Raw genomic sequence first — 24,587 nt, 5'->3', positions numbered from 1 at the left:
TTACTTGGAGATGTGAGCGATCAGGTCCAGAACTTTGCTGGAGTAGCCCATTTCGTTGTCGTACCAGGATACAACTTTAACGAACTTGTCGTTCAGCGCGATACCGGCTTTGGCATCGAACACGGAAGTCTGACGCTCGCCCAGGAAGTCAGTGGAGACCACTTGATCTTCGGTGTAGCCCAGTACGCCCTTCATGGCGCCTTCGGAGGCTGCTTTCATGGCTGCACAGATTTCAGCGTAGGTAGCCGCTTTCTTCAGGTTGACGGTCAGGTCAACAACGGACACGTCCGGAGTCGGTACGCGGAAAGCCATACCGGTCAGTTTGCCGTTCAGTTCCGGGATAACAACGCCAACAGCCTTGGCAGCACCGGTAGAGGACGGGATGATGTTCTGAGCCGCACCGCGGCCACCGCGCCAGTCTTTGGCAGACGGACCATCAACGGTCTTCTGGGTAGCAGTGGTAGCGTGGACGGTGGTCATCAGGCCGGATTCGATACCGAAGGTATCGTTCAGAACCTTGGCGATCGGGGCCAGGCAGTTGGTGGTGCAGGAAGCGTTGGAAACGATGTCCTGGCCAGCGTAGGTAGCGTCGTTAACACCCATGACGAACATGGGGGTAGCGTCTTTGGACGGGCCAGTCAGAACAACTTTCTTGGCGCCGGCAGCGATGTGCTTGCGAGCAGTCGCGTCGTCCAGGAACAGACCGGTGGCTTCGGCAACAACGTCAACACCGATGGCATCCCATTTCAGGTTGGCCGGGTCACGCTCAGCGGTAACACGTACGGTTTTGCCGTTGACAACCAGGTTGCCGTCTTTGACTTCAACGGTGCCCTTGAAGCGGCCGTGAGTGGAGTCGTACTTCAGCATGTAAGCCATGTAGTCAACGTCGATCAGGTCGTTGATGCCAACCACTTCGATGTCAGCACGCTCAGCGGCCAGACGGAAGACGAAACGGCCGATGCGGCCAAAACCGTTAATACCTACTTTGATAGTCATATTTGGTTACCTAACTGTTCAGTAGTCAAAGAAAATTCCGTTTGTAAATTTACTAGAACTCCCCCGTGAGTCAACCAACAATCTGTCTGAAATTGCGCTATATCATGAAAAACTGTGAAATTTATTTTCGGTTTATGTAACTGACTACCAACTTTTGTCGAAAATGTCATCGGCTGGTTCGCGTCACAGAGATCAACAATAGTGCCTGTTCGGTCACACAACCAGCCAGGCAGATGTGTAAAAATGTGCGCGGTTTAGCATGGCCGAAAAGCCACTGTTCAAGTACCACCCATAAAAATTAATCAAAATAGTATAGATAGAATCCACAGCGGGAATTCTCAAACTATGACCACCCTGATTGAACAGCTGGCTGCCGCCAAAGGCATCGCCAGTGAGTATGTTGATGCCTGGGGCCACCCGGCCCAGGTATCCGAAGAGAGCAAGGCCGCCATGCTGGGCGCCATGGGTTATCGCGTCGATGACGAGGTCGCCCTGACCGAGCAGCTGGAAGAGGAGCATCGCCAGCACTGGTTGCGCGCGCTGGATCCCGTGATGGTGGTCCGCAGCGGTGAGCCCATCACCCTCGACGTTCGCCTGCCCATCGATTTCGTCAATGATGCCCTCACCTGGCAGCTCGTGCTGGAACAGGGGACTGTGCTGTCCGGTCAGCTCACCCCCATCGAGGGTGAGCTGGTTGGCGTCGCCGAATTCGAAGAGATGGAGTGCCAGGCCTATCGCGTGGCGCTGGATGTACAGCCAGAGCTTGGTTATCACCAGCTGACCCTGCTGGAGGAGGGCAACGATGAGCCACTTGCCAGCATGCGTCTCATCGTCGCGCCCAAGGCGTGCTACAAGCAGGCTCCCATCGCCGAAGGCCGCAAGGTGTGGGGCCCGAGCGTGCAGCTCTACTGTCTGCGCAGCCGCCACAACTGGGGCATAGGCGATTTCAGCGATCTCGGCCAGCTGGTCGAGAAAGCGGCCGCCTGGGGGGCCCACTTCGTCGGCCTGAACCCCATTCATGCCCTCTATCCAGCCAACCCCGAGAGTGCCAGCCCTTACAGCCCCTCTTCCCGTCGCTGGCTCAATGTGGCCTATATCAACGTGGAAGCTGTGCCCGAGTTTCTGGCCAACGATCGGCTCAAGGCGGAGGTAGCCAATCCGGCCTTCCAGCAACACCTGAACGAACTGCGTGCCAAGAGCAATGTGGATTATACCGGCGTCATCGATACCAAGATCGGCATGCTGCGTCAGGTGTTCGACCAAGCCAGTTTCAGTGCCGAGCGCCAGGCCAGTCTCGATGCCTTTGTGGCGGCCGGTGGCGACAGTCTGCAACAGCAGGCGGCTTTCGATGCCCTGCAGGCCCATTTCTATGGCAAGGGCGAAAACGCCTGGGGCTGGCCGGTATGGCCCGATGCGTACCGCGATTACCACAACCCCGAGGTGGCCACCTGGGTCGCCGCGCACCAGCAGGATGTGAACTTCTATCTCTATCTGCAGTTCCTGGCCGATGAGCAGCTGGCGCAAGCCGATGCCCGCGCCAAGGCGGCCGGCATGGTGATGGGGATCTACCGTGATCTGGCGGTGGGCGTCTCCGAAGGCTCCACCGAGATCTGGGCCAACCGGGATCTCTACTGCCCGAAAGCCTCGGTCGGTGCGCCGCCCGACATCCTGGGCCCGCTTGGCCAGAACTGGGGCCTGCCCCCCATGAATCCGAACCAGCTGTTCGAGGCGGCCTATCAGCCCATGGTGGATCTGTTCCGCGCCAACATGCGCTCCTGCGGCGCGCTGCGCATCGACCACGTGATGGCCTTGCTGCGCCTGTGGTGGGTGCCGCCCGGAGAGTCTGCCGCCAAGGGGGCCTACATCTATTATCCGGTCAACGATCTGCTGGGGATCCTGGCGCTCGAATCCCATCGTAATCAGTGCCTGCTGATCGGCGAGGATCTGGGGACTGTACCGGAAGGCATAGACGTGACCCTGAAAGAGAACGGCGTCCACTCTTACAAGGTGTTCTTCTTCGAGCGCTCCAAGGCCGATGGCGGCTTCATCTCCCCCGCTCACTACACCGAGCAGGCGATGTCTGCCCTGACCACCCACGACATGCCGACCCTCAAGGGCTTCTGGCATTGCGACGATCTGGCGCTGGGTCGCGAGTTGGGATTGTATCCGGATGAAGACGTGCTCAAGACCCTGTATGCTGATCGCCACCAGGCCAAGCAGCGGATCCTCGACAGCCTGCATGCCCATGGGGTAATCTCTGACGACATCAGCCATGACGTGAACTGGGTCGGCATGAATACCGAGCTTAACCATGGTCTGCAACTGCATATGTCCCGCGGCAGCTGCGCCCTGTTCAGCACCCAGCTGGAAGACTGGCTGGAGATGGACAAGCCGGTCAACGTGCCGGGCACCAGTTATGAATACCCCAACTGGCGTCGCAAGCTGTCCACCGATCTGGAGGATATTTTTGCCAATGAAGCGCTCAAGGCGCTGGCAGGCAAGATGAGCCAGGCCCGTGATGAGGCCAGTCGTTGAGCCACTGCCGACAAAACGTGACTCACTTACATCCGCTTCGGCCCTGGCCGGAGCGGATGCTCAGCTATGAAAGGAAATCTCGATGCTCGTTGAACGTTTGGTTGCTGCCCGCTGTGCCGATCCCTTCTCTCATTTAGGCCTGCAGGCCAACCCGGATGGGCCTGGCCTCAAACTGACCGCCTGGTTGCCGGATGCCCTCGAGGTGCGCGTCAGGGATCTCAAGTCGGGCAAAATCGTTGCCACCCTGGCGCCCTCCGATGAATCGGGCCTTTTTGAAACTGTTTTCACCCGCCGCAAGAATCCCTTTCCCTACCAGTTGCTCGCCGACTATCCCGATGCCAAAGCCGAGTTCGTCGACCCCTACCAGTTTCAGGATGCGGGTTGGGCCGGTCTGGCAGAACTGACCTCCCAGCCGGAAAACATCTACCACACGCTTGGCGCACAACTGCGCAGCGTTGAGCACCTTGGCGTGCGCGTGGAGGGGGTGCGTTTTGCCGTCTATGCACCGAGCGCCACCGCCGTGAGCCTGATCGGTGATTTCAACTTCTGGGATGGCCGCCGCCACCCCATGCAGCGCAGCCAGTGTGGTCACTGGGTGCTGTTCGTGCCGGGCCTCAAGGCCGGAGATCGCTACAAGTTTGAACTCAAGGATCCTGCCGGTCATCGTCTGCCTCACAAGAGCGACCCGGTCGGTTTCTACTGCGAACAGTATCCGTCGTTCGCCTCCGTGGTCTATGACCACGACCAGTACCAGTGGCAGGATGCCACCTGGCGCGAGAGCCAGCTCAACGACAAGCGCGAGCAGCCGCTCTCCATCTACGAGCTGCACGTCGGCTCCTGGAAGCGCCACCCCAACGGCGACAGCCTGAGCTGGCGCGAGCTGGCGGTGGAGCTGGTGGATTACGTCAAGGGGATGGAGTACACCCACATCGAGCTGCTGCCGGTCTCAGAGCACCCGTTCAGCGGCTCCTGGGGCTATCAGCCGGTGGGCATGTTCTCGCCCACCAGCCGCTACGGCACGGCTGATGATTTCAAATACTTCGTGGATCAGTGCCACCAGGCCGGCATTGGCGTCATCCTCGATTGGGTGCCCGCCCATTTCCCGTCCGATGCCCACGGGCTGGCCCGCTTCGACGGCACCCCGCTCTACGAGTACGAGGACCCGCGCCGCGGCTGGCACCCGGACTGGAACTCCTACATCTATGACTTCGGTCGCAATACGGTGCGCCAGTTCCTGGTGGCCAGCGCCCTGTTCTGGCTCGACAAGTTCCACGTCGACGGCCTGCGGGTGGATGCGGTCGCCTCCATGCTCTATCTGGACTATTCGCGCAACGCCGGCGAGTGGGTGCCCAACGTCGATGGCGGCAACCACAACTACGAGGCGATCAGTCTGCTCAAGTGGACCAACGAGGAGGTGTACGGCAAGTACCCCCACGCCATGACCATCGCCGAGGAGTCCACCGCCTTTGCCGGGGTCTCCCGTCCCACCTTCCTGGGGGGCCTGGGTTTTGGCTTCAAGTGGAATATGGGCTGGATGCACGACACCCTCACCTACATGCAGAAAGAGCCCATTCACCGTCGCTACCACCACAACGACATGACCTTCTCCATGGTGTACCACTATGACGAGAACTTCATCCTGTCGCTCTCCCACGACGAGGTGGTGCACGGCAAGCACTCCATGCTCTACAAGATGCCGGGGGACGAGTGGCAGCAGGCGGCCAACCTGCGCGCCTACATGGGCTTCATGTATGCCCATCCCGGCAAGAAGCTCAACTTCATGGGCACCGAGATCGCCCAGAGCAACGAGTGGAATCACGATGCCCAGCTGCCCTGGCACCTGCTGCAGTATCCCAAGCACGGCGGCCAGCAGCGGCTGATCCACGATCTCAACCACCTCTACCGTCATGAACCTGCCTTGTATCAGGCGGATTATGAGCAGAACGGCTTCCGCTGGCTGGATCACAACGACGCCGACAACAGCATCTTTGCCTGGCTGCGGGCCGACAAGCAGGGGGCCAACCCGCTGGTGGTGGCCTGCAACTTCACGCCGGTGCCGCGGCTTGCCTACCGGCTCGGGGTGCCGACGGCCGGTCACTACCGGGTAGTGCTCAACACCGACAGCGAGCATTACTGGGGCAGCAACTATGATGTGGGTCTGGTCTTCGTCGCCGAGCCGACCCCCTGGCAGGGGATGGCGCACAGCATAGTGCTGGATCTGCCGCCGCTCGCGACCTTGTTCATCAAACAGGAGTCTTGATGTTCGCAATGGAAAAGGGGCAGGACCATCCGCTGGGGGCCCTGCTCGACGAGACGGGTTGTCACTTCTGCGTCTGGGCGCCGCAATCGGACAAGGTGGAGCTCTGCCTGTTCGACGAGCAGGAGCGGGAGCTGGCCCGCCTCGAGCTGCCCGGCCGGCGCGGCCAGTACCGCTTCGGCCATGTGCGCGGCGTCAAGGCCGGTCAGCGTTACGGCTACCGGGTGCACGGCACGTCGCAGGAGGGGATGCTGTTCGACCCGGACAAGCTGCTGATCGACCCCTATGCCAAGGCGCTCAGTCGCCCGACCCACTGGGATGATGCCCTCTATCAGGGTGACAGCGCGGCCATGGTGGCCAAGTCCGTGGTGGTGGATGACGCCTTCGACTGGCAGGGGGTGGGCAAGCCCGCCATCGAGCCGGCCCGCACCGTCATCTATGAAACCCACGTCAAGGGCTTCACCCGCCAGCATCAGGGGGTGCCGAGCGAGCTGCGCGGCACCTATCTGGGCATCTGCCACCCGCTCATCATCGAGCATCTCAAATCCCTCGGCATCACCTCGGTGCAGTTGATGCCGGTGGCAGCCTTCATGTCCGAGCCCAGGCTCGAGCAGCTGGGGCTGACCAACTACTGGGGCTACAACCCCATCGCCTTCTTCGCCCCCGAGCCGCGCTATGCGGCGCAGGAGGCGGTGACCGAGTTCAAGACCATGGTGCGCGAGCTGCACAAGGCCGGGCTCGAGGTGATCCTGGATGTGGTCTACAACCACACCGCGGAGTCGGGCTTCGACGGCCCCATGCTCTCCTTCAAGGGCTTTGACAACGCCGGTTACTACGCCTTCGAGGCGGGCGCCCACGGCCCCGATTACACTCGCCACGCCAACGTCACCGGCTGCGGCAACAGCGTCAATCTGGATCACCCCAACAGCCTGCGGCTGGTGCTCGACGCCCTGCGCTACTGGGTCACCGAGATGCAGGTGGATGGCTTTCGCTTCGATCTGGCGGTCACCCTGGCGCGCGAGGCGGGCGAGTTCGACCCCATGGGGGCCTTCTTCAAGGCCATGATGGCGGACCCCGAGCTGGCACGGGTCAAGCTCATCGCCGAGCCCTGGGATATCGGCCCGTTCGGCTACCGGCTCGGCCAGTTCCCGAGCCAATGGCTGGAGATCAACGACCGCTACCGCGACACGGTGCGCGCCTTCTGGCGCGGCGATGCGGGCAAGATGGGGGACTTTGCCACCCGGCTGGTCGGCTCACGGGATCTGTTCCCGAAGAACTGGCGCTCCCCCCATACCAGCGTCAACTACCTCTGCTATCACGACGGCTTCACCCTGGAGGATCTGGTCTCTTACAACCAGCGCCACAACCAGGCCAACGGTGAGGACAACCGGGACGGCCACGGCAACAACCTCTCCAACAACCACGGGGTGGAAGGGCCGACTCTGGATCCGCGGGTCAACAACCTGCGCCAGCAGCAGAAGCGCAACCTGATCGCCACCCTGCTGCTGTCGCAAGGCACCCCGCACTTCCTCGCCGGCGACGAGATGGGCCGCAGCCAGCTCGGCAACAATAACGCCTACTGCCAGGACAACCAGATCAGCTGGGTCAACTGGCAGTGGCGGCCGGAGGATGAGCGGCTGCTCGCCTTCACCCAGCAGATGCTGGCGCTGCGGGCGGAGTCCACCGTCTTCTCCAATCTGCAGCTGAGCGACGACAGCTGGAACGGCGCCCCCAGCAGCTGCCACCAGGTCAACTGGTATCACCCGGACGGCCATCAGCTCACCGATCAGGACTGGCACGCCCCCATGGGGCAGGCGTTTGCCATGGACATCGGCATGATCGGCTGCGGCGGGGAGCGCTGGTATGTACTGTTCAACGCCAGCGACTACGACATCCAGTTCCGTCTGCCGCCGCCGGGGGAGGGGCTGGAGTGGATCCAGACCATCGATACCGCCACCAACGACGGGCTGCCGTTCCTGCCCGATGACATCAAGCGGCAGGTGGCGGTGGGCCGGGCCCACTCCCTCAAGCTGCTGGAGCGGGTCGCCCTGAGTGCGGTGGCACTGGCCGAGGAGGGGGTGGTCGCCACCCCGGATGTTGCCGTCGTGTTGCCAAGCGGATCACAGTTCCCGCTGGCGGGGTAGAGCGCGGCGCCCTGACTGGGTATGCTGGGCACCGATATTCACGGCAAGGAGTCAGTATGAGCGGCAACACCCTCAACCCCGAGCAGTGGCGCCGGCAGTTGAGCGCCGAGCAGTATCACGTCTGCTGGGAGAAGGGCACGGAGCGTCCCTACAGCGGCGCCCTGCTCCACAACCGCAAGAGCGGCGACTACCTGTGCGTCTGCTGCAAGCAGGTGCTGTTCCACTCGGATGCCAAGTTTGACTCGGGCTGCGGCTGGCCCTCGTTCGATCGGGCCATCGAGGGGACCGTGACCTACACCGAGGATGGCAGCCACGGCATGAAGCGGGTGGAGATCACCTGCAGCCAGTGCGGCTCCCACCTCGGCCACGTCTTCCCGGACGGGCCGACCGAAACCGGTCAGCGCTATTGTGTCAACAGCCTGAGTCTGGATTTCGATCCCGAGTCCTGAGTCTGGCGCCCGGCATGCATGCAAAAACGGCCCCCAGCCTTGGCAGGGGGCCGTTTCTTTGTGGCCGCTGCCAGGGCCTATCAGGCCAGCAGCAGGGTGGCGACCACCAGCAGGGTAGCCAGCGCCAGAATGGGCAGCTTGAGTCCCCGCAGCAGATAGAAGCCGACGGCGGCCAGTGCCAGGTCGGTGGGGGCCAGCACGGCGCTCTGCCAGACCGGCTGATAGAGCGCCGCCAGCAGCAGACCCACCACGGCGGCGTTGATGCCGGCGACGGCGCCGGCGAGGCGAGGGCGGGCCAGCCAGCTCTGCCAGCAGGGGCCCATGGCCCACAGCAGCAAAAAGCCGGGCAGGAACAGCGCCAGGGTCGCCAGCAGGGCGCCGCCCACCGGGGTGGCCGGCAGCAACTGGGCACCGAGATAGGTCGCCAGGGTAAACATGGGGCCGGGCACCAGCTGGGCCAGGCTGTAGCCGGTCAGAAACTGCTGCTGGTTGAGGCTGTGGCCCACGCTCTCCGCCAGCAGGGGCAGCACCACGTGACCGCCGCCAAACACCAGGCTGCCGGCCCGGTAGAAGTCGGCGACCAGCTGGCCGACGGGGCCTCCCAGCAGTGGCAGGCCGACAAACAGCAGGGCAAACAGCAGCAGGGTGGGCCAGTGGGGTTGGTGCACAGGGATGGACTGGGCGGGTGAGGGCTGTGGGCCTGGTGTTTGCGGTTCTCCGACGCGGGCACAGAGCAGGGCAGCGCCTGCCAGCATGACGAGCTGGGTGAGCAGGCCGGGCTGCCACCAGAGGGCGGCCGCGGTGGCGACCATGATCCCCTGATTGCGCGTGGTCTTGCAGAACTGGCGGCTCATGGTGAGCACCGCATCGGCGACCACCACCAGCGCCAGCAGCTTGAGGCCGTGCAGGGCGGCATCGAGCCAGATGTTGTTGCCGAGCTGGCCCAGACCGATGGCGGCGGCCAGCAACAGCAGAAAGGAGGGGAGGGTGAAACCGGCGAAGGCGGCCAGCGCCCCAGCGAGCCCGGCCCGCTGGCGGCCGATGGCAAAGCCTAGCTGGCTGGAGGCGGGGCCCGGCAGCAGCTGGCAGAGGGCCAGCAACTGGGCGAATTCGGCCTGGGTCAGCCAGCCCAGTCGCTCGACGAAGGTGCGCTGGAAGTAGCCGATATGGGCGGCGGGTCCGCCGAAGCTGACACAGCCCAACCATAAAAACTGAATAAACACCTGCCCCACGTCCTCACTCCCTCGTTGTCATCATCGCCCCGATGATATGACAAAGCGGTGACTTTTTTATGACAAATCAGGGGGCTGCTGGCAGGTTGCCGCGCCTTGTTAGCCGGCAGGCAATGATCACTCCGTCGGCTGGCCTGGTTGTGGCAGATAGCAACGGCCAGCAAGCCAGCAGGCAATAGACTGGCGGCTGGCATCGAAGTGGGGCTCGGGCAGATTGCGCGGATCGCACCAGACCCAGCCTTCGCACTTCTCCGGCTCCAGCAGCTGGGGCTCTCCCTCTACCTCGGCCAGCAGGGTGACCGAGACATAGTGCAGGCCGCTCTCACGCCAGGTCTCCAGGTTGTTGGTGACGGCGATGACGCTGGGGTTGCTGATCTGAAAACCCGTCTCCTCGGCCACCTCCCGGATCGCTGCCGATTCGAACGTCTCTCCCAGTTCCAGATGACCGCCGGCGATGGACCAGTAGGGGGCGTGGCTGCCCTTGCGCTTGCCAAGCAGCACCTGGCCCTGGCGGTTGGTGAGGATCACGCCGACACCGACGCGGGGATAGGGAGTAGACATAAGAAGAGCTCCTTGCTGAGGGGGGTAATGGGTTGGTCAGGATCACTCTGTCATCGACCGCCGACGTGGGGATAGGGGTAGACATAAGAAGGGCTCCTTGCTGGGATGACGCGAGACAAGCAGGGAACCCATGAGCGGCTCCTTGCACAAACTGCGAATTGCACCATAAAAAACGGGCCCACCTTAGGGCGGATGGGCCCGTCATGCAAGCAGTCTGCGGCGTCAGGCGCCAGTGCTGCGGATCACGCCAGCTTGACCAGCATCTTGCCGGTATTGCGCCCCTCGAACAGCCCGATGAAGGCCTGCGGCATGCTGGCGAGCCCCTGATAGACGGTCTCTTCGGCCTGCAGGGTGCCGGCGTCGAAGGCCGGGGTCACCTCGGCCAGAAACTCGCCGTAGTGCTGCCAGTGATCGAACACGATCAGCCCCTGCATGGTGAGGCGCTTGCGGATCACCTGGGAGAGGTTGCGCGGGCCGCTCGCCTCGCTCTGGCCGTTGTACTGCTCGATGAGGCCGCACATTACGATGCGACCGTGCACCACCATGTGGTTGAGGGCTGCGTCCAGCATGGCGCCCCCCACGTTCTCGAAGTAGACGTGGATCCCCTCCGGAGCCAGCCGGGCCAGCTCGGCATCGAGATCCGGGGTCTCACGGTAGTTGATCACCTCGTCGGCCCCCAGGCTCTTGAGGTAGGCCACCTTGTCGGCCGACCCGGTGGAGCCGATGACGCGGGCCCCCGCCCGTTTGGCAAGCTGCACCACCATGGAGCCGACGGCGCCGGAGGCGGCCGACACCAGCACGGTTTCCCCGGCCTGCAGTTTGGCGATACGGTTGAGCCCGGTCCAGGCGGTCATGCCCGGCATGCCGAGGGCGCCGAGAAAGAGCTGGGGTGGCAAGCGGGTGTCGGGCAGGCGGGTCAGCTGGGCGCCGTTGGTGACGAAGCAATCGCGCCAACCCAGCATGCTGCTCACCCGGTCGCCCACTGCGAAGTCCGGGTGACGGGAGGCTTCCACCACGCCGATGGCGCCGCCATCGAGGGGGCCGTTGAGGGGGAAGGGGGGCACGTAGCTCTTGGCTTCGCTCATGCGACCGCGCATGTAGGGATCCACTGACAACCACTGGTTGGCGACCCGCACCTCTCCTTCTTGCAGCTCGGGCAGGGCCACCTCGGTCAGGGTGAAATCGGCCAGGCTGGGCAGGCCGACCGGGCGACGCAGCAGCTGGATCTGATGGCTGGACTGATTCATGGTTTTTTCTCCAGTGTAAGGGGGGTTGGCAACCTGCGAGTCGCCAGCATGGCTATTTCCAAGGGGTTGAGGCTGAACCGGGTCATACGGTCTCATCCAGCGGGGCGCCGTTGAGCAGCAGCCGGGTGACCACATTGCCCCGCATGGCGTTGGAGAAGGGGCAGGTCTGGTAGGCCAGCCGCACTATCAGCTCGGCCTGCGCCGCCTGTTCAGGTTGGGTCGCGGCGAGCGCTACGTCCAGCGTGATGGCGAAGTTGAAGCGGCCATCGTCCAGCGCCAGCAACTCGACTCCGGCGGTGACGGGAGCACTGGAGAGAGGGGCGCCCAGTTTGTGGGCCACGTGGATCAGCGCATTGGAGAAGCAGGCGGCATAACCGGCGGCCAGCAGCTGCTCCGGGTTGTTGCCCTTGCCGTTGCCGCCGAGGGCGGTTGGCAGGGCCAGTGCCAGCTGCAGGTTGTTGTCCAGGGTGTGAACCTCACCGTTGCGGCCGGCCTGGGCGATGGCTTGAGTGCGATAGAGCGTCTTCATGTCGGGGTCTCTGATTTTGTTTGTGTGCAAAGTAAATCCAGACTAATCCCGAAAGTGCGGGCTGACAACTATTTTGTGTGCAAATTATTCGACCCCCGATTTTCCTGGGGTATACTGGCCCCAGTCGTCAGCGAGGTGCCCCATGAGTGAATTGAAAAAGCAGGTCTGTTTTGCCCTCTACAGCGCCTCCAACGCAGTGATGCGGGCCTATCGGCCGCTGCTGGACAAGCTGGATCTCACCTACACCCAGTATCTGGTGATGTTGTCGCTGTGGGCGCGGGACGAGGTCAGCCTCAAGGAGATAGGTCAGGAGACCGGGCTGGATGCGGGCACCCTGACCCCCATCGTCAAGCGGCTGGAGAGCAAGGGCTGGTTGACCCGCACCGTCTCCAGCGAGGATGAGCGGCAAAAATGCATTGGCCTGACCGAGGCGGGCCGTCAGTTGCAGCAGGAGGTGAGGGAGTGCTGTCTGGCGGACAACTTGCGCAATCAGGTGGATCTGGCCGATGCTGAACTGGCCCAGCTCAAGCAGCTCTGCGATCGCATTTCGGCGCAACTGGGGCGCTGAGTGCGGCCCATCCATCCAGCCTGAGGATCCACCCCATGAAACTCCTGTTGCCCCTGTTTACCCTATTGTTGACCGCCTGCAGTACCGGTTCCCATGCCCCTTCGATGGCCATCGACGATGCCGATGCCTGGCAGGCTATCTGCAAGGACGGTACCCGGGTGCGGGCCGTGGTGGAGGAGGGGATCTGCGCGGATCATCGCGGTGTTGCCATGTGGACGAATAAGCCAAGAGCCGCACGGATGGCAGAGGAAGCCGCCAAATAGTGTGATCCAGGCGCCATAAAATGACACAACCGGCCGACTGGCCGGTTTTTTTCGCGATCCCGTCGGCACTTTGCCATCTTGTTCATGGTGCGCTCAGTTTTCTCTTCCCATACTGGCCCTACAGTTCCAAAAGAGGAGAGACGAGATGCAATCATCGTTGGTTGGGCTCTCCATTCTGTGGGGGCTGGCCAGTTTTGGTGTTCAGGGGGATTTCATCGAGAGCCGTGATTCCGTTGCGCCATCCTGGCAAGCCGAGTCCAGAGTGGAGATGGAAGGTTATCTGATCGAGTCGCTGGGTGAAGATCGCTGGCTGTTCGACAACGGCAGCGAGAGCCTGCTGGTCTCCCTGCCCCAGGGGCAGTGGGTGCCGACCGGTGAGCGGCTGCGGGTCAGCGGCGAGCCCCAGCAGGAGCAGGCCGGCTGGCTGTTGCAGGTACAGGATGTCAGCCAGGTAGCGGTCTGAGTACAGGTCGCTGACTGCAGATAAAAGAAGAGGAGGCCAGTGGCCTCCTCTTCTTTTATCTGGTCTGGCCCGCCGATCAGGGCCGGTGGTCAGCCCAGATGGTTGAGCGGCAGCGCCGTCTTGTGCTTGATCCGGCGCAGCACGAAGCTGGAGCGCACCCCGGTCACCCCCGGAATGTGGGTCAGCTTGTCCAGCAGGAAGTGCTGGTAGTGCTCCATGTCCCGCACCACCACCTTGAGCTGGTAGTCGGCGTCGTTGCCGGTGATGAGGTCACACTCGAGCACTTCGGGCAGCTCACTGATGGCGCGGTCAAAATTTTCGAACCGCTCCGGGGTGTGCCGGTCCATGGAGATGTGAATGTAGGCGGTGAGGGTCAGCCCCAGCTGGCGGGCGTTGAGCAGGGTGACGTGGGTGTCGATGAGACCGGCATCCTCCAGCGCCTTGACCCGGCGGGAGCAGGGGGAGGGGGAGAGCCCGACCAGCTCGGCCAGCTCCAGGTTGCTGATGCGGCCATTCTCCTGCATCAACTTCAGAATATGCCTGTCTATGCGATCAAGTTTCAGCATTCTCCGTTCCTCGTTGCAATTACTAATTCACTTTTCCTAGATTAAGGGTGAACTATTGCAAAAACAACTGAAAATACATGCTACTTCGCAACCACTCACCGTGCCGGCAGGGATACCATGGTTACATCTTCCGGTGGCAAGACAGAAACCCAACCCGGTCTCTGTGGTGAAGGACCTTACCGGGTCAACAACCCCATCAGCCGTCTCACCTTATCGGGCAAGGACGGGCTGGAACGAGAGCATCCCCTCCCCGAAGGCAACAAAGCAGGCATCCCGGCGCCTGCTTTGTTGTTTCTGGCGTTTGCGGATCAGGGCTGCGGCCTGATGCGATAGAGGCAGCGGTGATCCCCCTCCAGCAGATACTGCTCCCGCTCCACCCCGGCCGGTGCCAGCAAGCGGCGAAACATCTCCAGCTCACTGCGACAAAAACCCCGACAGGCCCGCGCCGCCGCACAGATGGGGCAGTGGCTCTCCCACAGCAGCCAGCTGCCATCCTCCTCCTGGCGAAAGTCCGCCATATAGCCCTCTCGCGTGCGCTGCGCCGTCAGTGCCGCCAGCCGGTCGGCCAGCGTCGGCTGGGTCAGCTGGGCCTGATAGCGGGCCAGCTGTTGCTGCTCCCGCTGGGCGATCAGCCGCTCCATGCCCACTTCGCCAAACAGCTGCTGGATGTTGTCGATAAGCTGCAGCGTCAGTTCGCTGTGACTGTCGGGGAAGCGTTGCCAGGCCTGCTCGGTCAGATGCCACAAGCGTACCGGTCGACCGCGCCCGCGGGCCTCGTCGTTGAAACTCACCCAGCCGTCGGCCTCCAGCGTCATCAGGTGCTGGCGAGCGCCCATGGAGGTCATCTGCAACTGCTCTCCCAGCTCGGCGGCACTCTGTGGGCCGTGGCTCTTGAGCAGAAACAATATCTTGTCGGTGCTGGCGTTCATGGCAAGGCTCTCATCGTCGGCAGGTGCGGCCGCGGTTCTGGCATGGATAAGAGCATTATGGGGAGGGGGATTTTTTAAATCAACAATTCGCTTTACTTAATCTGGTTTGATTGCCAACATAAATAAACCAATAACTTTATTTAATGGGGCGGACATGGAAGGGATCAAGGGGCAGGCCAGCCTGTGGGTATTGGTGATGACGGTGACGCTGGCGGTGGCGGGCTTCAGTCTGCCGTCTCCGGTGCTGGCGCCGCTGTTGCTGGATCCGGCCCAGGGCATGCTGACGCCGGCAGCGTCGGACTGGAGCCGCAAGGTGTGGCTGGGGGTCATCATGGGGCTCTATCCACTGTTTCAACTGGTAGGGGCTCCCTGGCTCGGCAAGCTCTCCGATCGTCATGGCCGCAAGCCGGTGCTGACCCTCTGTCTGGTGGGCGTGCTGGTGGGCTACGCCCTGATGGCGCTGGGGATCGCCTGGCGATCCTTGCCGCTGCTGTTGCTGAGCCGGGTGGTGGAGGGCTTCTTCAACGGTGACATCGCCATCGTGCAGGCCATGGCGGCCGACATGAGCACCGCCAAAACCAAGGCGCGCAGCTTCGCCTGGATCAACATCGGCATGAACCTGGGCTGGGTGGTGGGCCCCATGATCGGCGGCTATGCCGCTGTGGTGTCCGGCGATTACAGCCTGGCGGCCTGGCTGGCGGTAGCCATGACCCTGGTCAACCTGCTGCTGGTGCTCTGGCTGCTGCCCAATCGGCCGGCGGCGGCCTGCAGTGAGCAGCCGGCACCGGCCCTCTCTTCCCGCCAGCTGCTGCTGCAACCGGCGCTGCTGCCCTACTTCGTGCTGACTCTGCTCAGCTACGGCGCGGTGCAGCTCTACTTCACCTACTTCAACGTCTGGCTGGTGGAGCGGCTGGCCTGGGATCCGGTGCAGCTGGCGCAGGCCGCCGTGTTGGTGAGCGTGCCCATGATCCTGGGATCCTGGCTGGGCTCACGCCTGGCTCGTCATTGGCGTGGCAGCAGTCTGGGGGTGGCCGGTCATCTGGTGATGGCGGCGGGCATGCTGATGTTCGTGCTGCCCGGCCACTGGTGGGGGCTGGCTCTCACCTTTATTCCCACCGGCATCGGCATGAGTCTGGGAGAGCTGGCGACCTCGGTGGCGGTCTCCAACCGCAGCCATGCCGAGCAGCAGGGGCAGGCGATGGGGCTCTATCGCGGGCTGGCGGTGGGCAGCGAGATCCTGGCGGTGGTGGTCGGCAGTCTGGTGCTGCTGGCAGGCACCGAGTGGCCCTTCTATCTGGCGGCGCTGTGCAGCCTGCTCTGTGCTGTCGGCTTCTATGGCCTGCGCCGGGCGGCGGATCGGCGGCAGCGGCTCGACGTTCAGGTCGAAGCTGGCTGACGGGATCACAGAACGACGCGGAGGGGGCAAGCGGCGCTTGCATCGTGGCGCCGACTCTGGGACGGTATGGCTCTTTGCTTCGCTTGCCCGATCGCCCGGTGCTCCCCGCTATGCTCAGCCTTGGGCGGTGGCATGAATCGTTATCAGGCCATTACGTTGAAAGCGGGTTGGTATGGCGCTGCATTTGTTTCGACATGTTGGCGGTGACATGAGTCGTTTTCAGGCCATTGCACTGGAAGCGGGACTGTATGGTACCCCAGCCGTTTCGACATTTTGGAGGTGATATGAGTCGTTTTCAGGCCATTGCGTTGGACATGGACGGTACCCTGCTGACCCGGGATCACAAGATCTCGTCCGCCACCCGGGCCGCGCTGGCCCAGGCCCGTGCCCACGGCATCAAGGTGCTGCTGGTGACGGGGCGTCACTTCATGACGGCCCGTCCTTTCCATCACGAGCTGGCCCTCGACACTCCCATCATCTGCAGCAACGGCGCCTACCTCTATGATCCGGTGCAGGAGCAGATCCTGGTCGGGGATCCGCTGGCGGTGGCTCCCCTCAGCCGGCTGCTGGCGCAGGTGCAGGCGCACCAGATGGGGGCGCTGTTCCACCTCGACGAGGGGATCGGCTACCTCGGCTGCGAGGAGCATGTGACCCGGATGCGCCGCTGGTCGGCGAGCCAGCCGGATCATCTCAAGATCTCCCTGCTGCCGGCGGAGGATCTGGCGAGCTGGCTCAGCCGGCCGGTCTGGAAGCTGGAGCTGTTCAACCAGGATCCCGCCCTGCTCCATCACTTCATGGCTAAGGTGGTCGAACAGTTGCCCTTTACCCGTGACTGGGCGGCGCCCTATGCGGTGGAGCTGGTGCAACCCGGCTGCAGCAAGGGCAACCGGCTGGCCCAGTGGGCGGCGAGCGAGGGGATCGCGATGGAGAACGTGGTGGCGTTTGGTGACAACAACAACGACATCAGCATGTTCGAGCAGGTGGGGCTGGCGGTGGCCATGGGCAATGCGGCGTCACAGATCCAGGCGCTGGCGGATCGGGTTACCGCCGATCACAACGAAGACGGCATCGCACTGGCGCTGCAGCGCTGGGTTCTGCCCGCCTGAGGGACAGAAACAGCAACAGGAAGGGGCCATGTCGGCCCCTTTTTTGTTGGTCAGTTCCCGAAGGAGAACTGGATCACCCGATCCGGGAAGCGGATCCGGTTGTAGTCACGGCGCAGCCCCTCGTAGTGACGGATGGCGCGCTCGCGCTGGGCGCGGTAGTAGTCGCGCTGCTTGCTGTCGTTCTCGTTGCGGATCTGGCGCTCCAGCGTCTCGATGTCGCGCTCGGTCCGCTCCATGTCGCTCTTGAGGTCGCTGAGCTGTTTCTCCACCAGGTACTCCTGGCGGCCGCGATCGTACTGGGTCAGGAAGCTGGCATCGTTGGGACAGACTCCCTGATACTCGGCGCCGGACTTGCCCTTGCTGTAGGCGAGCTCCGGAATGCAGTAGAGCTCCAGCCCCTTGGCATAACCCCGCTTCCACTCCGCTTCGTCCACCTTGAGGCCGTATTCGCCGCAGGTCGAGACGTAGTCGCGGGTGGCGGCCCGGGTCTTGCCCTGCTCACCGTCCTGATAACCCAGGTTGTACCAGCTCATGGTGCGGCACTCTTCTTCCGACAGCGAGCTGCAACCGGCGAGCAGGAAAGGCAGGGTCAGCAACAGGATCTTGGGGGACATGGACAACGGGCTCCGAGAGGGATGATGGGGGCATTCTAGAGAGGATGCCGGGGCAGGACAAGGGATGAAAAACGGTGCTGGCCGGCGCCGTTTTCTGAGCGGTTTGTCACTATTTGCGCGGGCTGGCGGCGTGACGACCCGCGCCCTTTCCTTGTTGCCGGTCACGGGGTAAACTGCGCCATCTTTTAACTGGCGCGTAACAAAAATAATGAAAGTCCTGACCGTCGATTACCGCTCGCCCGATGCGGCGCAGCGCTTCACCGAATCCCTGCGGACCACCGGCTTCGGGGTACTGACCAATCACCCCATCCCGAAAGAGCTGGTGCAGTCCATCTATGACAACTGGTATCGCTTCTTCATGAGCGAGCAGAAGCAGGATTTCCTGTTCAATCGCGAGACCCAGGACGGCTACTTCCCGCCCTCCGTGTCCGAGGTGGCCAAGGGCCACAGCCAGAAGGACATCAAGGAGTACTTCCACCTCTACCCCTGGGGCCAGATGCCGGCGGAGCTGAAAGAGCAGGCGATGGAGTACTACCGCCTCGCCAACAACCTGGCGGCCGAGCTGCTGGGCTGGGTCGAGCAGTACACCCCGAGCGACATCGCCGCCCACTACAGCTGCCCGCTCTCCTCCATGATCGAAGAAAGCCAGAAGACCCTGCTGCGGGTGCTGCACTACCCGCCGTTCGACGGCACCGAGGAGCCGGGTGCCATCCGCGCCGCCGCTCATGAAGACATCAACCTGCTGACCATACTGCCTGCCGCCAACGAGCCGGGCCTGCAGGTGAAGGGTTCCGATGGCGAGTGGATGGACGTGCCGTGCGATTTTGGCACCCTGATCATCAACATCGGTGACATGTTGCAGGAGGCCTCCCACGGCTATTACCCCTCCACCACCCACAGGGTCATCAACCCGACCGGCGGCAGCGCCAGCAAGTCTCGCATCTCCCTGCCGCTGTTCCTCCATCCGCGCCCGGACGTGGTGCTCTCCGAGCGTCACACCGCCCACAGCTACCTGATGGAGCGGCTGCGGGAGCTGGGGGTGATCTAGTCCCCAAAGCTGGTTCACCACCCTGTAAAACCGGAGCAAAATTGCTCCGGTTTTTATTTGTTGGCAGGATTGCGCGTTAAATGGAATTTAATTAGGTTATGCTGCCAATAATCCGCGTTTTAGCCAGATAAGCGGCGTTGTGATTGCGCAGCCCCCCCCGTACTCTGAGCGTCATTCTGGGCCTCTTGTGGCGGGCCCCACGGTTGGAGTTCTTATGAAGCAGTCCCAATGGTCATCCCGGCTCGGTTATATCCTGGCCGCCGCCGGTTCCGCAGTCGGTCTCGGCGCTATCTGGAAGTTCCCCTATGTGACGGCCGCCAACGGCGGTGGCGCCTTCCTGTTGGTGTTTCTGCTGTTCAGCTTCACCCTGGGGGTGGCGGTGCTGATGGGGGAGACCTTGCTCGGCAGCCTGAGCCGGCGCGGGGTGGTGGGGGCCTTCGGTGCACTGATGGGCAAGCGCTGGCGCTGGGTCGGCGCCATGGGGCTGCTCAGCAGCCTGCTCATCTACAGCTTCTACAGCGTGGTGGGCGGCTGGACCCTGGGCTATACCGGCATGGCGCTGGTGGGCAGTCTGCAGCAGGGTGACGGCGCGGCCCTCACCGCCCGCTTCAACGATTATGTGGGGGATCCGCTCTGGCCGGTGCTGACCCACCTGCTGTTTGCCGGGCTCACCTGGTGGTTCGTGCAGGGAGGCGTGCAGAAGGGGGTGGAGCGCACCCTGCGCTGGATGATGCCGGCCCTGTTCATCATGATCCTGATGCTGGTGGCCTTCGGCCTTACCCTGCCCAACGCCATGGCCGGGGTACGTCACTTCCTGATGCCGGATTTCAGCAAGCTCGGCATGTCCGGCGTGCTCGACGCCATGGGGCTGGCGTTCTTCTCCCTCTCCATCGGCCTTGGCATTCACACCACCTATGGCGCCTACCTGCCCTCCAGCGAGGGGGTTGGCCGCTCCAGCCTCTGGGTGGTGCTGCTGGCAAGCCTCATCGCCGTGCTGGCGGGCTTGATGATCTTCCCGGTGCTGGCGGCGACCGGCATCGATCCCGCCTCCGGCCCGGGTCTCACCTTCATGACCATGCCGGCGGTGTTCCAGCAGTTGCCGTTCGGCCAAGGGCTGGCGGTGGTGTTCTTCGCCTTGCTGGTGGTGGCGGCGCTGTCATCGGCCATCTCGCTGCTGGAACACTTGCAGTGCTTCGTCAGCGAAAGCCTGGGCTGGTCACGGCGGGCCGCCTGCGGCCTCATCACCGCGCTGGTGATGGCGGGCGGCATTCCGGTCAGCCTGTCGTTCGGACCCTGGGCGCAGGTGACCCTGTTTGGCAAGAATATCTTCGAGCTGCTCGATTTCGTCACCTCCAACCTGATGATGCCCATGTTCGGCTTGGCGCTCACCCTGCTGCTGGGTTGGAAACTGGGTCGTCAGGCGCTGCCCGCCGGGCTGGCGCTGCACTGGCGTACCCTGGTGATGGGCTGCTGGCGCTGGCTGGCACCGCTGCTGATCGGCGGCATCCTGGTGCGCGGGCTGGTGTAATCAGGGTTGGCGGATGGGCTGCTGCGCCTGTTGGTGACGGTCCCTGACCTTGTCGATGGCCGCCTGCCAGCGGGCGATCACGGCGTCATCCTCGCTCTTCGAGAAGACGATGTAGAGCCAGTGTTCCTGCAGCAGCAGCCCTGAGTTCACCACGCTGCGGGGGGAGAACTTCATCTTGGCCAGGATGGCCGGCATGATCTGCTCCCCCATGGGGAAGGCATCTATCTTGCCGAGCATCAGTCGTTCGATGGCGTCTTCTATGGTCTGGCAGCGCACTAGGTTGGTGTAGCCCTCGCGGGTGAGCAGCTCGTCATCGGCATTGCCGAGCAGCACGCCGACCCGCGCCAGCTGGCGCAGCTGGGCCAGATCGGTCAGCGGCTGGCTGCCCCTGGTCTGGTAGATCACCACCCGGTTCAGAAACAGCGGCCCCACCCACTTGAACTGGGGTTCCCGCTGGGGCGTGCGCAGAATGACGAACAGGGCGAAGCCGGGCTCGACCCTGGTCAGCGCCAGCGCCCGTTTGAGGGGGTAGATCTTGATGGGGTAGTCGACCCCCATCTCCTGCTGGGCCTCCTGCACCAGTTGCACCGCCAGCCCGCCGAGCTTGCCGCCGCTGGTGTGGGTAAAGGGGGGCAGTTCGTGGCTGAGCAGGGTCAGCGGGGGTTGCGTGGCGTGCGCCAGGCCGGGCAACAGTAGCCAGGGCAGCAGCCATTTCATCCAGTATCCGGTCAGGTGCGTCACGTCGGTACATCCATGTTGCGCAAGGGAGTGGCAGGGCAGGTCGGCCCCATCGGTCATGTCGACCCCGTCCAAGCTAAGACTATTATCGTTCAAGGCCGTGGGCGGGGAGGCTGCGGCGCTGATTTTTGGCGCCGGCCGGGTGAAAACAAACTTTTTTTGGCCGCATGAAAAAAAGTTTGGTCATGTTGTGTCAATTTTTCTTTCCATGGTTTAGGCTGTGATCCCTTTTCAGCATTCAGATCAGATTATTCATGTCACGTCGCGTTGCCCTGTTCGGTCGATTTTTTAGCTCGCAAGAGAGGTGACCTTGCACGCGCAGTTTGTCTGAATGTTCATTGCAAAGGTCGCCACCAGGCGGCCTTTTTTGTTGCCCCGCCCAGCGCGGTTACCCATGGAGTATCGATGTGATGTTGTCTTGCCCGGAGGTTGTATGAGCCAGGTTCAGTGGTCTTCCCGTATCGGTCATGTGCTGGCAGCCGCCGGTTCGGCGATCGGCCTTGGCGCCATCTGGAAGTTTCCCTATGTGACGGCCACCAACGGCGGCGGTGCCTTCCTGCTGATGTTTCTGCTGTTCAGCTTCACCCTGGGGGTGGCAGTGCTGGTGGGTGAGACCCTGCTCGGCAGTCGCAGCCAGCGCGGGGTGCTCGGTGCCTTCCACAAGCTGGTGGGGCCGAACTGGCGCTGGATGGGGTACATGGGGATCCTGTGCGGCTTCTTCATCTACAGCTTCTACAGCGTGGTGGGCGGCTGGACCGTGGGTTACGCGGCGCTGGCGGTGAGCGGGCAGCTCAACCTGAGCGAGGGCACGGCGCTGACCGCCTTGTTCAATGGCTATGTCAGCCACCCCTGGTGGCCGGTGCTGACCCATCTGGTGTTTGCCGGGCTCACCTGGTGGTTCGTGCAGGGAGGCCTGCAGAAGGGGGTGGAGCGGGCGCTGCGCTGGATGATGCCGGCCCTGTTCGTGATGATGATGCTGCTGGTGGTGACTGGTCTCTCCATGCCGGGCGCCATGGCCGGGGTGCGTCAGTTCCTGCTGCCGGACTTCTCCATGCTGACCGGTCAGGGCGTACTGGACGCGCTGGGGCTGGCCTTCTTCTCCCTCTCCATCGGTCTTGGCGTGCACACCACCTATGGTGCCTATCTGCCGAGCAGCGAGGGCGTGCTGCGCTCCGGCGTCTGGGTCGTGACCCTAGCGAGCCTCATCTCGGTGCTGGCGGGGTTGATGATCTTCCCGGTGCTCGCCTCCACCGGCATCGATCCCACTGCCGGGCCAGGCCTCACCTTCATGACCATGCCGGCGGTGTTCAACCATCTGCCGTTCGGCCAGGGGCTGGCGGTGGTGTTCTTCCTGCTGCTCTTGGTGGCGGCGCTCTCCTCCTCCATCTCCATGCTGGAGCATCTGGTGCGCTTCACCACCGAGGAGTGGGGTTGGTCGCGGCGCGGTGCCTGCCGGGTGCTGACCCTGCTGATCATGGCCTCCGGCATTCCGGTCAGCCTGTCGTTCGGCCCCTGGAGCGAGCTGACCCTGTTCGGCAAGACCATCTTCGATCTGCTGGACTACCTCACCTCCAACCTGATGATGCCGCTGTTCGGCCTGGTGCTGACCCTGCTGCTGGGCTGGCGACTGGGTGAGTCCGTGCTGCCCGCCGGTCTGTCGCCGCTGCTGCGCGGCTGCCTGCTCTGGTGCTGGCGGCTGGTGGCGCCGCTGCTGATCGCCGGCATCCTGGTGCGCGGGCTGCTGTAACCGCGGCCCGGCTGACCGGGCCTAGTTGGGGGGCGTGGTGGGTAGGCGGGGATTGAGGTGGGAGCGGATCTGCAGCAGGGTCTTGTGGTACTCCTCGGCGTGGTGCTCCATGAAGGAGGCGCTGTGGTTGAGTCGCCGTTCCAGCCGATCCACCAGCAGGGCCACCCTGGGGGCGGCCATGCCGGCCGGCCAGCACAGTTGCAGCAACTCCAGCAGTTGCCAGGCATCGCCGGGCAGGGCGGGGAACTCCTCCTGCAGGGTCAGCGCATACTGCACGGCCAGCTGGTGCTGGCCCGCCGCGCTGGCCCGCTGCCGTTCCTGGCGCAGGTAGGTCAGCCGCAGTTCGCGCCGCTCCAGCTGTTTCATGAAATCGCCGATGACCTGCTTGAACAGCTGCTGCACCAGCGGGGCCGGGGCGACCCTGGCCTGATACTGGCTGAGCTGGCTCAGGTAGCGCTGGGCGTGGTGGGGCAGGCCGCAGAACTGGCTGACGGCAAAGCCGAGCAGCTGGTTGAGGTGGTGATCCCGCGCGCTCTCCGGCGGGTGCTTGGCGAGCAGCAACAGGGCCTCGTCGAAGCGGTAGTCCAGGCTCAGCATCAGCGCCTTGAGCAGGGCCTCCTCGTGGGCCCGCAGGGTCACCGCCTGGCTGAGGTAGCGATACTCCTGCTGCAAGGCACTGATCCGGGCGGCGCTCGGATAGTGCCAGAGCACCGCCAGGCTGGCATTGAGGATGAAGTTATCGATGGACACCCGGAACTTGTGATCGCCGAAGAAGCGCAGGCTGAGGGCGTTGGCTTGCTCCAGCGCCTTGCCCTCGTCCTTGAGCAGCAGCGCCAGCAGAATGGCCGCCTGGCGCCACTCCGGTTGCCAGGCCTGCTTTTGCAACAGCAGGGTGAGCACGTCCCAGGCCCCTTCCCATTGCCGCTCGTGCAGCAGACAGGCCAGCGCCAGCTCCAGTTGCAGGGGGGCAGGCAGCCGTTCCCGGTTGCGGGCCAGATCCTTGCGCGCACTCTCCAGCTTGTTAAGCCCCAGCAGGGCATGGATCAACCCCTTGCGCGGCCACCAGGCGTCGTGCTCCGTGGTGCAGACCGCGTAGTGCTGGGCGGCGTGAAAGTGATCCTGATGCTGCAGCAGCATGTAGCCCTTGATCCGGTCCAGCAGCGGCCCCAGCTCCCGGTGCTTCTGCTGTTGATAGAGCAGGTCCTCGCACAGGGCGCAGCTGACCTGCCACTCCCTGAGCTTCATCGGGGCGGGCAGGGTGCGGGTCAGCCCGGTCAGTTGCACCAGTTCGCGCAGGCTGGCGGTGAGCTGATCGGCGGTGAACGGCATGGGCAGCAACAGCGGAAAGTAGAGGTCGGAAGGAGGAAACTGCAGCTGATCGTGATCCTCGTCCAGCAACAGCAGCACGCAGCCCGGTTCGAGCAGACCCAGATAGTGGGCCTCCTGCAGCAAGCGCACCCCCTCACGGGCCTGATGGTGATACTGGCGGCAGATGACCACATCGAACGACTGCTGGCGCAGCAGGGTGGGCAGGGTTGCCAGCTCCTTGCAGTGGGTCAGCTGGGCGGGGGTGATCCCCTGCTCATTCAGCCCTCGGGAGAGGGCCGTGCTGAGCATGGCATCATCTTCGATCAGGAGGATCTGCATCCTTGGCGCTCCTTGGCTGGTTCA

At 63.2% G+C, this 24,587-nt stretch carries 23 protein-coding genes; 13 read left to right on the top strand and 10 right to left on the bottom strand.

The window, feature by feature from the left end:
• A complete protein-coding gene (gene gap, locus C2U40_RS18155; protein ID WP_103828146.1) occupies positions 1-996 on the bottom strand; it encodes a type I glyceraldehyde-3-phosphate dehydrogenase in 996 nt (331 codons plus the stop codon).
• A gap of 345 nt (positions 997-1,341) precedes the next feature.
• On the opposite strand from gap, the gene malQ reads away from it, so the two are divergent.
• The 4 genes from malQ to msrB all read left to right on the top strand — a co-directional run bounded on the left by malQ (position 1,342) and on the right by msrB (position 8,381).
• Positions 1,342-3,531, top strand: coding sequence for a 4-alpha-glucanotransferase (malQ, locus tag C2U40_RS18150; protein ID WP_181014840.1), 2,190 nt, complete (start codon positions 1,342-1,344; stop codon positions 3,529-3,531).
• An 82-nt stretch (positions 3,532-3,613) separates the two neighbouring features.
• Positions 3,614-5,791, top strand: coding sequence for a 1,4-alpha-glucan branching protein GlgB (gene glgB / locus C2U40_RS18145; protein WP_103828148.1), 2,178 nt, complete (start codon positions 3,614-3,616; stop codon positions 5,789-5,791).
• A complete protein-coding gene (gene glgX, locus C2U40_RS18140; protein WP_103828149.1) occupies positions 5,791-7,932 on the top strand; it encodes a glycogen debranching protein GlgX in 2,142 nt (713 codons plus the stop codon). The genes glgB and glgX overlap by 1 nt, the downstream gene beginning before the upstream one ends.
• Before the next feature lie 56 nt (positions 7,933-7,988).
• Entirely contained in the window at positions 7,989-8,381 is a 393-nt protein-coding gene (msrB, locus tag C2U40_RS18135) for a peptide-methionine (R)-S-oxide reductase MsrB (RefSeq protein ID WP_103828150.1), read from the top strand.
• 80 nt (positions 8,382-8,461) lie between these two features.
• Here msrB and chrA read toward each other — a convergent pair whose 3' ends face one another.
• From chrA to C2U40_RS18115, 4 genes are all read right to left on the bottom strand, one after another.
• Positions 8,462-9,613 carry a chromate efflux transporter gene (gene chrA / locus C2U40_RS18130; RefSeq protein ID WP_103828151.1) on the bottom strand — a complete coding sequence of 384 codons (1,152 nt, stop codon included), beginning with the start codon at positions 9,611-9,613 and terminating at the stop codon, positions 8,462-8,464.
• Positions 9,614-9,730: 117 nt separating this feature from the next.
• A complete protein-coding gene (locus C2U40_RS18125; RefSeq protein ID WP_016351949.1) occupies positions 9,731-10,174 on the bottom strand; it encodes a nucleotide triphosphate diphosphatase NUDT15 in 444 nt (147 codons plus the stop codon).
• 242 nt (positions 10,175-10,416) lie between these two features.
• Complete coding sequence (locus C2U40_RS18120) at positions 10,417-11,421, bottom strand: NADP-dependent oxidoreductase (RefSeq protein WP_103828152.1); 1,005 nt, start codon at positions 11,419-11,421, stop codon at positions 10,417-10,419.
• 82 nt (positions 11,422-11,503) lie between these two features.
• Entirely contained in the window at positions 11,504-11,950 is a 447-nt protein-coding gene (locus tag C2U40_RS18115; protein WP_181014841.1) for an organic hydroperoxide resistance protein, read from the bottom strand.
• A 142-nt stretch (positions 11,951-12,092) separates the two neighbouring features.
• Here C2U40_RS18115 and C2U40_RS18110 point away from each other — a divergent pair, with 142 nt between their 5' ends.
• From C2U40_RS18110 to C2U40_RS18100, 3 genes are all read left to right on the top strand, one after another.
• Complete coding sequence (locus tag C2U40_RS18110) at positions 12,093-12,518, top strand: MarR family winged helix-turn-helix transcriptional regulator (protein ID WP_016351946.1); 426 nt, start codon at positions 12,093-12,095, stop codon at positions 12,516-12,518.
• A 35-nt stretch (positions 12,519-12,553) separates the two neighbouring features.
• The gene (locus C2U40_RS18105) at positions 12,554-12,781 is read left to right on the top strand and encodes a hypothetical protein (protein ID WP_103828154.1); all 228 of its coding nucleotides are present in this window, start codon (positions 12,554-12,556) and stop codon (positions 12,779-12,781) included.
• Between the two features lie 145 nt (positions 12,782-12,926).
• Positions 12,927-13,244, top strand: a complete 318-nt coding sequence (locus C2U40_RS18100) for a hypothetical protein (RefSeq protein WP_005304873.1) — start codon at positions 12,927-12,929, stop codon at positions 13,242-13,244.
• An 89-nt stretch (positions 13,245-13,333) separates the two neighbouring features.
• Here C2U40_RS18100 and C2U40_RS18095 read toward each other — a convergent pair whose 3' ends face one another.
• On the bottom strand, positions 13,334-13,810 hold the full coding sequence (locus C2U40_RS18095) for an Lrp/AsnC family transcriptional regulator (RefSeq protein WP_103828155.1): 477 nt from the start codon (positions 13,808-13,810) through the stop codon (positions 13,334-13,336).
• 117 nt (positions 13,811-13,927) lie between these two features.
• Between C2U40_RS18095 and C2U40_RS26220 the strand changes: the two genes are divergently transcribed.
• Positions 13,928-14,143 carry a hypothetical protein gene (locus C2U40_RS26220; RefSeq protein ID WP_146054375.1) on the top strand — a complete coding sequence of 72 codons (216 nt, stop codon included), beginning with the start codon at positions 13,928-13,930 and terminating at the stop codon, positions 14,141-14,143.
• Here C2U40_RS26220 and C2U40_RS18090 read toward each other — a convergent pair.
• Positions 14,119-14,739, bottom strand: coding sequence for a helix-turn-helix transcriptional regulator (locus C2U40_RS18090; RefSeq protein ID WP_103828156.1), 621 nt, complete (start codon positions 14,737-14,739; stop codon positions 14,119-14,121). The genes C2U40_RS26220 and C2U40_RS18090 overlap by 25 nt on opposite strands.
• 154 nt (positions 14,740-14,893) lie before the next feature.
• Between C2U40_RS18090 and C2U40_RS18085 the strand changes: the two genes are divergently transcribed.
• Positions 14,894-16,135 (top strand): MFS transporter, encoded by a 1,242-nt coding sequence (locus C2U40_RS18085; RefSeq protein WP_103828157.1) that lies wholly within the window; start codon positions 14,894-14,896, stop codon positions 16,133-16,135.
• Between the two features lie 284 nt (positions 16,136-16,419).
• Complete coding sequence (locus C2U40_RS18080; RefSeq protein WP_103828158.1) at positions 16,420-17,241, top strand: Cof-type HAD-IIB family hydrolase; 822 nt, start codon at positions 16,420-16,422, stop codon at positions 17,239-17,241.
• A 50-nt stretch (positions 17,242-17,291) separates the two neighbouring features.
• On the opposite strand, the gene C2U40_RS18075 is transcribed toward C2U40_RS18080, so the two are convergent.
• Complete coding sequence (locus tag C2U40_RS18075) at positions 17,292-17,855, bottom strand: DUF2799 domain-containing protein (protein ID WP_011707344.1); 564 nt, start codon at positions 17,853-17,855, stop codon at positions 17,292-17,294.
• 208 nt (positions 17,856-18,063) lie between these two features.
• Between C2U40_RS18075 and C2U40_RS18070 the strand changes: the two genes are divergently transcribed.
• Together C2U40_RS18070 and C2U40_RS18065 are read left to right on the top strand one after the other, a co-directional pair.
• Positions 18,064-18,903: an isopenicillin N synthase family dioxygenase gene (locus C2U40_RS18070; protein ID WP_024945812.1), complete on the top strand. Its 840-nt coding sequence runs from the start codon at positions 18,064-18,066 to the stop codon at positions 18,901-18,903.
• Between the two features lie 214 nt (positions 18,904-19,117).
• Positions 19,118-20,431 carry a sodium-dependent transporter gene (locus C2U40_RS18065; protein ID WP_103828159.1) on the top strand — a complete coding sequence of 438 codons (1,314 nt, stop codon included), beginning with the start codon at positions 19,118-19,120 and terminating at the stop codon, positions 20,429-20,431.
• Here C2U40_RS18065 and C2U40_RS18060 read toward each other — a convergent pair whose 3' ends face one another.
• Positions 20,432-21,148, bottom strand: coding sequence for a substrate-binding periplasmic protein (locus C2U40_RS18060; RefSeq protein WP_103828160.1), 717 nt, complete (start codon positions 21,146-21,148; stop codon positions 20,432-20,434).
• Positions 21,149-21,602: 454 nt separating this feature from the next.
• Between C2U40_RS18060 and C2U40_RS18055 the strand changes: the two genes are divergently transcribed.
• The gene (locus C2U40_RS18055) at positions 21,603-22,916 is read left to right on the top strand and encodes a sodium-dependent transporter (protein WP_049048160.1); all 1,314 of its coding nucleotides are present in this window, start codon (positions 21,603-21,605) and stop codon (positions 22,914-22,916) included.
• A 21-nt stretch (positions 22,917-22,937) separates the two neighbouring features.
• Here the strand turns inward: C2U40_RS18055 and C2U40_RS18050 are convergent, their stop codons facing one another.
• Complete coding sequence (locus C2U40_RS18050) at positions 22,938-24,563, bottom strand: hypothetical protein (protein WP_103828161.1); 1,626 nt, start codon at positions 24,561-24,563, stop codon at positions 22,938-22,940.
• Positions 24,564-24,587 lie beyond the last annotated feature (24 nt).

The organism is Aeromonas sp. ASNIH4 (genome assembly GCF_002934425.1).
Taxonomy (GTDB): Bacteria; Pseudomonadota; Gammaproteobacteria; order Enterobacterales; family Aeromonadaceae; genus Aeromonas; species Aeromonas hydrophila.
This window is presented reverse-complemented; position numbering and strand designations above follow the sequence as displayed.

Coding starts and splice junctions, on each gene's coding strand:
- gap (WP_103828146.1), bottom strand. CDS start 996: ATGACTATCAAAGTAGGTATTAACGGTTTTGGCCGCATCGGCCGTTTC.
- malQ (WP_181014840.1), top strand. CDS start 1,342: ATGACCACCCTGATTGAACAGCTGGCTGCCGCCAAAGGCATCGCCAGT.
- glgB (WP_103828148.1), top strand. CDS start 3,614: ATGCTCGTTGAACGTTTGGTTGCTGCCCGCTGTGCCGATCCCTTCTCT.
- glgX (WP_103828149.1), top strand. CDS start 5,791: ATGTTCGCAATGGAAAAGGGGCAGGACCATCCGCTGGGGGCCCTGCTC.
- msrB (WP_103828150.1), top strand. CDS start 7,989: ATGAGCGGCAACACCCTCAACCCCGAGCAGTGGCGCCGGCAGTTGAGC.
- C2U40_RS18125 (WP_016351949.1), bottom strand. CDS start 10,174: ATGTCTACTCCCTATCCCCGCGTCGGTGTCGGCGTGATCCTCACCAAC.
- C2U40_RS18120 (WP_103828152.1), bottom strand. CDS start 11,421: ATGAATCAGTCCAGCCATCAGATCCAGCTGCTGCGTCGCCCGGTCGGC.
- C2U40_RS18115 (WP_181014841.1), bottom strand. CDS start 11,950: ATGAAGACGCTCTATCGCACTCAAGCCATCGCCCAGGCCGGCCGCAAC.
- C2U40_RS18110 (WP_016351946.1), top strand. CDS start 12,093: ATGAGTGAATTGAAAAAGCAGGTCTGTTTTGCCCTCTACAGCGCCTCC.
- C2U40_RS18105 (WP_103828154.1), top strand. CDS start 12,554: ATGAAACTCCTGTTGCCCCTGTTTACCCTATTGTTGACCGCCTGCAGT.
- C2U40_RS18100 (WP_005304873.1), top strand. CDS start 12,927: ATGCAATCATCGTTGGTTGGGCTCTCCATTCTGTGGGGGCTGGCCAGT.
- C2U40_RS18095 (WP_103828155.1), bottom strand. CDS start 13,810: ATGCTGAAACTTGATCGCATAGACAGGCATATTCTGAAGTTGATGCAG.
- C2U40_RS26220 (WP_146054375.1), top strand. CDS start 13,928: ATGGTTACATCTTCCGGTGGCAAGACAGAAACCCAACCCGGTCTCTGT.
- C2U40_RS18090 (WP_103828156.1), bottom strand. CDS start 14,739: ATGAACGCCAGCACCGACAAGATATTGTTTCTGCTCAAGAGCCACGGC.
- C2U40_RS18085 (WP_103828157.1), top strand. CDS start 14,894: ATGGAAGGGATCAAGGGGCAGGCCAGCCTGTGGGTATTGGTGATGACG.
- C2U40_RS18080 (WP_103828158.1), top strand. CDS start 16,420: ATGAGTCGTTTTCAGGCCATTGCGTTGGACATGGACGGTACCCTGCTG.
- C2U40_RS18075 (WP_011707344.1), bottom strand. CDS start 17,855: ATGTCCCCCAAGATCCTGTTGCTGACCCTGCCTTTCCTGCTCGCCGGT.
- C2U40_RS18070 (WP_024945812.1), top strand. CDS start 18,064: ATGAAAGTCCTGACCGTCGATTACCGCTCGCCCGATGCGGCGCAGCGC.
- C2U40_RS18065 (WP_103828159.1), top strand. CDS start 19,118: ATGAAGCAGTCCCAATGGTCATCCCGGCTCGGTTATATCCTGGCCGCC.
- C2U40_RS18060 (WP_103828160.1), bottom strand. CDS start 21,148: ATGAAATGGCTGCTGCCCTGGCTACTGTTGCCCGGCCTGGCGCACGCC.
- C2U40_RS18055 (WP_049048160.1), top strand. CDS start 21,603: ATGAGCCAGGTTCAGTGGTCTTCCCGTATCGGTCATGTGCTGGCAGCC.
- C2U40_RS18050 (WP_103828161.1), bottom strand. CDS start 24,563: ATGCAGATCCTCCTGATCGAAGATGATGCCATGCTCAGCACGGCCCTC.